General features: G+C 34.8%; 7 protein-coding genes. 4 read left to right on the top strand and 3 right to left on the bottom strand.

The genetic code is table 11. The annotated features are described in order from the left end of the window. Nucleotides 1-139: 139 nt before the first annotated feature. The 3 genes from H8B04_RS15075 to floA all read right to left on the bottom strand — a co-directional run bounded on the left by H8B04_RS15075 (nucleotide 140) and on the right by floA (nucleotide 2,524). A complete protein-coding gene (locus H8B04_RS15075; protein WP_165292385.1) occupies nucleotides 140-730 on the bottom strand; it encodes a Maf family protein in 591 nt (196 codons plus the stop codon). Nucleotide 731: 1 nt separating this feature from the next. Then, nucleotides 732-1,250: a KdsC family phosphatase gene (locus H8B04_RS15070; RefSeq protein ID WP_165292384.1), complete on the bottom strand. Its 519-nt coding sequence runs from the start codon at nucleotides 1,248-1,250 to the stop codon at nucleotides 732-734. Between the two features lie 296 nt (nucleotides 1,251-1,546). Continuing rightward, the gene (floA, locus tag H8B04_RS15065; RefSeq protein ID WP_190302866.1) at nucleotides 1,547-2,524 is read right to left on the bottom strand and encodes a flotillin-like protein FloA; all 978 of its coding nucleotides are present in this window, start codon (nucleotides 2,522-2,524) and stop codon (nucleotides 1,547-1,549) included. A gap of 237 nt (nucleotides 2,525-2,761) precedes the next feature. On the opposite strand from floA, the gene H8B04_RS15060 reads away from it, so the two are divergent. From H8B04_RS15060 to H8B04_RS15045, 4 genes are read left to right on the top strand one after another with little or no spacing between them, the layout of a single operon-like run. After that, nucleotides 2,762-6,178, top strand: a complete 3,417-nt coding sequence (locus H8B04_RS15060; RefSeq protein WP_165292382.1) for a hybrid sensor histidine kinase/response regulator — start codon at nucleotides 2,762-2,764, stop codon at nucleotides 6,176-6,178. Next, on the top strand, nucleotides 6,166-6,999 hold the full coding sequence (locus H8B04_RS15055) for a CheR family methyltransferase (RefSeq protein WP_165292381.1): 834 nt from the start codon (nucleotides 6,166-6,168) through the stop codon (nucleotides 6,997-6,999). Before H8B04_RS15060 ends, H8B04_RS15055 begins: the two co-directional genes overlap by 13 nt. Further along, nucleotides 6,999-7,565, top strand: a complete 567-nt coding sequence (locus H8B04_RS15050) for a chemotaxis protein CheB (protein WP_165292380.1) — start codon at nucleotides 6,999-7,001, stop codon at nucleotides 7,563-7,565. Before H8B04_RS15055 ends, H8B04_RS15050 begins: the two co-directional genes overlap by 1 nt. Nucleotides 7,566-7,570: 5 nt before the next feature. Next, nucleotides 7,571-9,184, top strand: coding sequence for a response regulator (locus H8B04_RS15045; protein ID WP_165292379.1), 1,614 nt, complete (start codon nucleotides 7,571-7,573; stop codon nucleotides 9,182-9,184). Nucleotides 9,185-9,231: the final 47 nt, after the last annotated feature.

Here is a 9,231-nt window from a genome sequence, read left to right as displayed (position 1 = left end):
AAACGAAGAATAGCAATGGAGCTTAGAGATATGATAACTGCTATTCTAATAATATTTGCAGGAGGAGACCCAGCTAAAGTTTTCAAAACATGAAAAATGGTCGGAATTTCTTCCGACCATGACTAGGTAATCCCACCTTTTATTTTATTATTTCTTTGATCGCTTGATAAACTCGTACTGTAGGCAAACCCATTACATTCTCATAAGAACCTTCAATTTTGGAAACAGCAATACGTCCAATCCATTCTTGAATACCGTAAGCTCCTGCTTTATCAAAAGGTTTATATCTATCAACATAATATTGGATTTCTTCTGGGGTCAAATCCTCAAAATGCACTGTCGTTTTATCCGTAAAATGAGACTTTTTGCCTTTGTAAGCTAAACCAACGCCAGTATATACTATATGAGATCTTCCAGAAAGTGATGAAATTACTTGCTTAGCTTCCTCAGCTGAAGAAGGTTTTCCCAACACATTATTTGCATTATCTACCACCACAGTATCTGAAGTTATGATCAAGACATCCTGAAATTCGGCTGCATCAAAAGCTTCTAATTTTTTCAAAGCTACATATTCAGCCGCTTCAGAAGAATTTACATGAGATGGTATAGACTCGTCTACGCTTTTTATGATAACATCAAAATCTATACCTAAGGAAGCTAAAAGTTCTTTTCGTCGAGGTGATTGAGAACCGAGTACAACTTTTATATCTTGTAAGTAATTCTTCAACATATTATACGCTTGGAGTTAATACATCTACATGCCATTTGCCTTGCAATCGAAGCAATTTTTCTAAAATCTCACGCACTACACCTTCCCCTCCTTTAAGTTTAGAAACATAGCTACTTACTTTTTTTATGTCTTCTACGGCATCTGCAGGCGAAACGGCAATGCCTACTTTTTGCATGCATATATAATCAGGCATATCATCTCCTACAAAAAGAACTTCCTCTGTATTATAATCATATTTTTCCAAAAGTTCTCGAAGCAACGTCCATTTGTCGCTAATACCCAAAAATGTTTCCTTAACACCTAATCCTTCAAACCGCAACTTAACTCCTTGAGATTTAGCACCTGTAATTACAAAAATATCCACCCCTTGCTTGATGGCATATTGTATAGCATAGCCATCTTTTACATTAAATGTGCGAAGTTGATTTCCCTCCTCCGTCACTAAAATATCTCCATTGGTCAATACGCCATCCACATCAAGGACTACGCATTTAACGCTTTTCAACTTAGTATAAATCATATTGAGCCAAAGTAACTACTTAATTTTCAGCTTCACAAAATTATTATTTACTCGAAAAAGACACCTAATTATTAGCTATTCACTCAATAATCATAAAACTGTCAGAAAATAGTTGTTTTTACAACTTTTATACCTAAAAGTATTGACACGTGTCGATTCTTGATGTACCTTTGTATCAACAATTCGGAAGTAGTTTATTTGAATTGTTCATAAAGAAGTCTTTTCATAATTTAGGTTTATAATTGGTTAGTAGCAAACCTTGGCGCCCATCGTCAAGGTTTTGTTTTTTATACCAATTATTTCTTTTCGTTACCCTTTGGATTAGAGATAGATGAACGCATATCCGTATCGGCTTGTATATTTTGCATTTTATAATAATCCATGATTCCTAAATTACCATTACGGAAAGCCTCAGCCATGGCTAATGGTACTTGTGCCTCAGCTTCAATTACCTTCGCTTTTGCATCTTGTGCTTTCGCACGCATTTCTTGTTCTGTGGCTACTGCCATAGCACGACGTTCTTCCGCACGTGCATTTGCCACTTTAAGATCCGCTTCTGCTTGATCTGTTTGCAATTTTGCACCTACGTTTTCACCAATATCGATATCGGCGATATCAATCGAAAGAATTTCAAACGCTGTTCCAGAATCCAAACCTTTGGATAGTACAGTTTTTGAAATACGATCCGGATTTTCTAATACCTCTTTGTGGTCCGTAGAAGAACCAATGGTTGTTACTATCCCCTCTCCTACGCGAGCAAGAATCGTTTCTTCACCAGCACCACCCACCAATTGATTAATATTCGCACGAACGGTTACACGTGCTTTGGCAATTAACTGAATACCATCTTTTGCTACGGCTGCTACTGGAGGTGTATTGATTACTCGAGGATTTACTGATAATTGTACCGCATCAAATACATCACGACCAGCCAAATCAATGGCTGTTGCCAATTTAAAGTCCAAAGGAATATTAGCTTTGTCTGCCGAAATAAGTGCCTTTATCACTTTGTTTACATTTCCACCAGCCAAATAATGCGTTTCGATTTCGTTGGTTGTAATACGTAGACCTGCCTTAGTCGATGTAATCATCGCATTAGTCACTAAGGAAGGTGGCACTTTACGCAAACGCATGAGCACTAAATTCAATAGACTAATACGCACATTTGATAATTGCGCCGTGAACCACAAATTTACGGGTAATAAATAAAGCAGAATCGATAGGGCAACCACCGCACCGATTATCGTAAGAATAACACTAATTTCTGGATTCATAAATTGTTATTTAAATCAATAATCACTTTTCTAAAGATATTAATTATATTTATTTAATACATTTTTTGCACAAAAAATGTATTATTCTTTTATTTTTATAAAAATCTAGATTATAATTGCCTTCTACTTATATCAATTCATTTACTTAAGTTATTGGAAAACATTTTTTCTGAGCTACACACAGCCTTAACTTGATTGAAAAATATAAATAAAACACAAACTGAACATTAACATATTATGACTAAAAATGACAAATTAAAAAGTCAGCTCATTACGAGTAGTATAGTTTCACTATTGATAATGCTGATTGGGGCAGTTTATCTATTCTACAGTATTAATACTTTTCTTAAAAAGAATGAAGAAATATTAAATCATTCTCAAGAGCAGTTGTACATTTCTACAGCAATTAATGCGGATCTGAAGGAATTGATTAATGCAAATATAAAGGAAGTATATAATCCCAATACGCATAATCAACAGATTAAAAGTTTAATAACTTCGCTTTCCAATGAACTTACTAAGCTTCAACTTTTCAAAGATGAAAATGCTTTTGTGGGATTTTTGTCTACACATGTTGAAAACATAATTAAGGAAACTGAAGATCCTGGTATAAAAAGTAACGAAGAACAAATCAATTATTGGAATCGCCAAGATGAATCAACGATAAATGTTGTTAATACTTTTATTAAAAATATAGTTGATTACCGTGTTGAGAGAATCGCTAAAAATGAGGCTGCATTTAATGTTGCAAAATACATTATACTTGGCCTTATCATAATAATATTTTCTTTCATCTTATTTACCTTCAACAGGATAATTAAGGCTATGAATAATCTCAAGAAGGCAAGTGAAGATCTTATAGCCATAAATAATGAATTTTTAGAAGCCAAAAATGAGATAGAGAAATCAAATTGGATACTTGAAAAAAGTTCAATGGTTTCCGAAGGAATCAGTGGTTTGGATGAAGAAAGAGAAATCTGCGAAGTCGTTGTAAATATTTTAAACAAGAATATCGATTCTCCTGCCATCGCTATTTACATCCGTAAACCTGATACCGAACTTTTTAAATTATGCGTTGGTCACGGCGTAAATAAGGATTTGGCCGTAAAACAATTTATTTCGGGAGATGGATTTTTGGGTAAAATAACAGAAGACAAAGTCAATGTTATTCTTGAAAATCAAAATAAAGCACATCTAAATATTCAAAGTTCGTTGGTAAAAGATACTACATATTCTATTATCTACTGTCCATTGATACATGATGGTTCTACCTTAGGTCTTATCGAAATTGCGGTAGCGGATCTAAATGATGAGAATAGAAACACATACAATGACTATTTCACCCGCATAAGCAAAACAATTGCTACGCGTATTAAATTTGGTCAAAGCCACCTGTTGGTTCAGGAATTATTGGATGAGACACAGCGTCAAACGGAAGAACTGGAAGCTCAACAAGAAGAACTTCGCATTACGAACGAAGAATTAGTTCATAAAACAAATCTTTTAGAGTCTTCTGAGGAAGAATTACGCGTACAACAAGAAGAATTAACACAAACAAATATTGAGTTAAACAAAAAAGCAGAAGAACTTGAGATAAGAAATCAAGATCTGAACGAAACACAAAAACTTGTTGAACAAAAAATCCTTGAAGTAGAGCTAGCTAGTAAATACAAATCAGAATTCATGGCAAATATGAGTCATGAATTACGTACTCCATTAAACAGTATTCTGATCTTAGCTAAATTACTCCAAGATAATAAGCATAAAAACCTGAACAATGAGCAAGTGAAATATGCAAAAGTGATTCACGATGCCGGAGCAGATTTACTTGAGCTGATTAATGAACTATTAGATTTAGCAAAAATTGAGGCGGGTCACGTAGATCTAAATGTCGCGAAGATAAATTCTGTTGAATTTATTAAAGATGTGGAAGATCTTTTCAAGGCGATAGCCAAAGACAAGAAAATTAATTTCAAAACCTCAATTGATAAAAAAGTTCCTGTAGAATTCCTATCTGACGAATACAGATTGCAACAAGTGCTTAAAAATTTCCTTTCCAATGCTTTCAAATTTACCGAGCCTGAAGGAAAGGTCGAATTAAAAGTAAGTTTACAGTCCAATAATTTGTGTTTTGATGTAATCGATTCAGGAAAAGGTATTTCAAAAGAAAAACAAGACTTAATATTCGAGGCTTTCAGACAAGAAGATGGATCTACAAGCCGAAAATACGGCGGTACTGGATTAGGTCTTTCTATCAGTAAAGAAATTGCTAGTTTATTAGGCGGGCGTATTACGTTGGAAAGTGAAATCGGTGTAGGAAGTAAATTCTCCTTAATTATACCTATTCAAACGGCTGAAGCTTTCGTAAATAAACCGGCTCCTGCTAGAATTGAAATTCCTTCTTCTAAACCAAAACCTGTAGCAAAACAGCCAGAAGGTCCTGTAGTGAATAAACCGGTAGTTTCTCCGCCAAATGGTGATTCAAAAACTATTTTGATTATAGAAGATGATATAAATTTTGCCGATATACTGAAAGGTTTTGCAGAAGATTACGGCTTTGATGTGATTCTAGCTCATGATGGTGCCAAAGGCATTGAGTTAGCGAAAGCAAATCGGCCTAGTGCAATTATCTTAGATGTCATGCTACCTATTGCCGATGGTTGGGAAGTGCTACGCGTATTGAAAGATGACGAAAGTACAAAGCATATTCCAATTCATATGATGTCGGCGGCAACCTTCTCTAAAAAAGACTTTATTGAGCACGGTGCCATCGGATTTATGCATAAACCTGTCACAGAAGAAACTATTCAGAGCACTTTTGAAAACATTAATATTAATCTAAATAACTCGGTTAAAAAGGTTCTTTTAGTAGAAGATCAAGAATTGCAAAGTGATTATATCAAGAATTCATTTTCTGGACACAATATTAACGTGATTCAAACATTCTCATTGAACTCCGCGTGGGCAAAATTGAATACCGAACAAAATATAGACTGCATCATTTTGGATTTAAGCCTTCCAGATGGAAATGGTCTAGACTTGATCGAAAAAATAAAAACAAATGAGGCTTTAGCACAGATTCCCATCATAATTAACACGGCTTATGAGCTTCCAAAAGAACAATATGACAAGATTCTAACGGATGCTCGAGCAACTATTTTGAAATCGGACAAGTCAAGCGACCGTTTAATTGATGAAGTAAATTTATTCTTGAATAAATTGAATAGTAATACACAACAACCTGTGGCTACCGTTCCAACTATTACCCAAACTAACAATTTGAATGGTAAGCGGGTTTTAATTGCGGATGATGATATGCGAAATGTATTCGCTTTATCCACAAGTTTACAGAGCTACGATATGCATATCGAAATAGCTAACAATGGTCGAGAAGCTATTGATATACTTAAAAATCCAAATCACGGTGTGGATATCGTGTTAATGGATATTATGATGCCAGAAATGGATGGTTACGAAGCTATACAGATTATCCGTGAAGAGTTAAAATACAAGAACCTTCCGATCTTGGCCGTGACGGCAAAAGCAATGAAGGGAGATAGGGAAAAATCAATACAAATAGGTGCTAACGATTATGTAAGCAAGCCTATTGATATTGATAAGTTGACGTCATTAATGCAAGTATGGCTGGGATAAAAAATACCATTTTAATTGAATTTGAGGAGTTAGAAGAAATCATTTATCTACTTCAGAATATTTCTGAAGTAGACCTTTCGGGATATTCTAAGTCGTCTCTAAAAAGAAGGGTAGAGCGATTTCTCCAAGTGGAGAAAATGGATTTGGTGGACTTAAAAAACGCCATTGTGAATGTCAAAGATTTTCACAATTACTTTATTCAAGAACTCGTGGTAAACGTAACCGAGATGTTTCGAGATCCGCAGTTTTTCGTTTCCTTGAAAAAGAATGTTATTCCTTACCTGAAAACATATCCTCAAATCAGAATATGGAGTGCGGGCTGTTCTACGGGCGAAGAAGCTTATTCGACGACAATTTTGTTGAATGAAACAAATATCTTAGACAGAAGCTTTATTTATGGAACCGATATAAGCCCAAAAGCTTTAGAAATAGCACGTAAAGGAGTTTATTCACTAAATAAGATCAAATCTTACACGGAGAATTATTTACAAACAAGCCCTACTTCAGATTTTTCAAGCCACTACACCGCCATGTATGATGCCGCCATTATAAATAAAGAATACAGAAGCAAGGTTTTATTTTCTACACACAATCTAGTTTCTGATCATGCTTTCAATGAATTTCAATTGATTATGTGTAGAAATGTGATGATTTATTTTGATAAGGATTTGCAAAAAAGAGTTTTAAAACTTTTTTACGATTCGCTGAGCCTATTTGGTTTCTTATGTTTGGGATCAAAAGAAAGCTTATATGCGCACGAGATAAAAGATAATTTTAAAGTGATTGATAAAAAATACAACATCTATCAAAAGATAAAATAATGCCGACTGCAACCGAAATAATATTAATTGGAGGCTCTGCTGGATCATATACACTTATTGCTGAGCTTCTTGAACAATTGCCGAGTTATTTCCAAGCTGCAATCTGCATCGTATTACACCGTAACAGGCAGTATGATACGCAGATAGAAAAAAGCTTATCAAGAAAATTGAGAAGAAATATACTGTCAGCTGTAGATAAAATGGACATCTGTATGAACCATGTATATTTTGCTCCTGCAGGTTATCATTTACTTGTAGAACCAGATTTTACTTTTTCGCTAGATGGCTCGGAGCATATCAATTACTCCAGACCATCGATCGATGTTCTTTTTGAGACAGCTGCACAAATATATAAAGATAAGTGCACCGCTTTTTTGCTATCAGGAGCAAATAGTGACGGCGCAAGAGGACTGCACGTGGTCGAAGAATATGGAGGCAAAATCATTATTCAAGACCCTAACCAAGCACCTATACAAACCATGCCTTTAGCTGGTCAAAGAGAGACAATAAATCCAGAAATATGGAATGATTCTCAAATAATATCGTTTTTCAACAAATTAAATTAAAAGTCATGAAAAAAGTCAATTTATTGATACTTGACGACAAAGCAGAAAATATCATCAGTTTGGAAGCCTTATTGGCGGATATTGACAATGTCAATATTATCAGCACTACGGATCCAAATGAAGCCTTGAAACTTTGTTGGAAAAATGACATTTCAATCGCTTTGGTAGACGTTCAAATGCCTGATATTAACGGTTTTGAATTTGTCTCTTTGTTAAAAGCTAATCCTAAGACCAGCCACATCATTGCTATTATGGTAACGGCTATCTCCAAAGAAGATAAATATCTCATCAAAGGTCTCCAAAGTGGAGCTGTGGATTATTTGTACAAACCACTTAATCCTGAGATTACCATCGCAAAAGTAAACGCCTTTATAAAACAAGTCGAAATACAAGAAGAGATCATTCACAAGAATGCCGAATTAGAACAGTCCAAAATTGCGCTGATTCAAGCCAACAGAGAAGCAGAGCACGCACGGAAATCCAAAGAAATTTTCTTGGCAAACATGAGTCATGAAATTCGTACGCCGATTAATGGCATTATGGGAATCATGCATATGCTCAAAAATTCTCCTCTGAATGAAGAGCAAATGGATTGGGTCAAGAGATTGGATACCGCATCCAATTCCTTGTTGATGATTATTAACGATATTTTAGATATTTCCAAGATCGATTCAGGCATGTTAAAGATTGAATTTGAAAACTTCAATCTAAAGGATCTTGTTCACGAAACAGCTAATATTTTCAGACTAAAAGCTGAAAGTAAGGGCTTGGAATTTGATATCACTTTTGATGATAGTCTTCCTAAAATAGTACGTTTTGATTCCTTACGTTTACAACAAATTCTAACTAACTTTATTTCTAATGCACTAAAATTCACAGATGATGGGTCTATTGAATTTTCGGTGAACACGATATCCCACAACAATAACAAACATACTATTGCATTTGCTGTTAAAGATACAGGAATAGGTATTAGGGCTGAATCTGTTGAAAAAATATTCCAAGAATTTGAACAAGGCGATGATCGTATAACCAAAAAATTTGGAGGTACAGGATTGGGATTGGCTATTGTAAAAAGATTGGCAAAATTATTGGATGGAGAAGTGAAAGCAGAAAGTAATTACGGACAAGGGTCTGTTTTCACTTTTATTGTTGAAATGGAAGAAGTAATAGCGGAGAAATTGGATGAGAAAAAAGAAAACCTTCAATACACACAACTGCCTAAACTAAGCAATCTAAACACTTTAGTTGCAGAAGATAATGACTTAAATAGTTTTATGCTTGCCCATATGCTACGTAAATGGGAATGCAATGTCACTATCGTAAAAAATGGCAGACTGGCACTAGAAGCTCTTGAAAGCAATGATTACGACTTGATTTTAATGGATACTCATATGCCGATTATGAGTGGTTTTGAAGCGATCACTGAAATAAGGAACAGTCTCAATCCCAAACTGAGTAACATTCCGATTATTACTATTTCAGCTTCAGTGATGGAGCATGAGCAAAAAGCTGCTTTTGAAGTTGGTGCTGATGATGTGATCGGAAAACCATTTAATCCACTCGAACTTTATAACAAAATTGTCAAAGCTTGTAAGTTACAGATAATAAATAGTTAAGAAATTTCGTCAACTGCATTTAATTTGTAAATTTGGCTTAAGACAAC

Source organism: Sphingobacterium litopenaei (assembly GCF_014692495.1).
Classification (GTDB): Bacteria; Bacteroidota; Bacteroidia; order Sphingobacteriales; family Sphingobacteriaceae; genus Sphingobacterium; species Sphingobacterium litopenaei.
The sequence above is the reverse complement of the archived record's forward strand: the minus strand, read 5'-3'. Positions and strand labels throughout refer to the sequence as shown.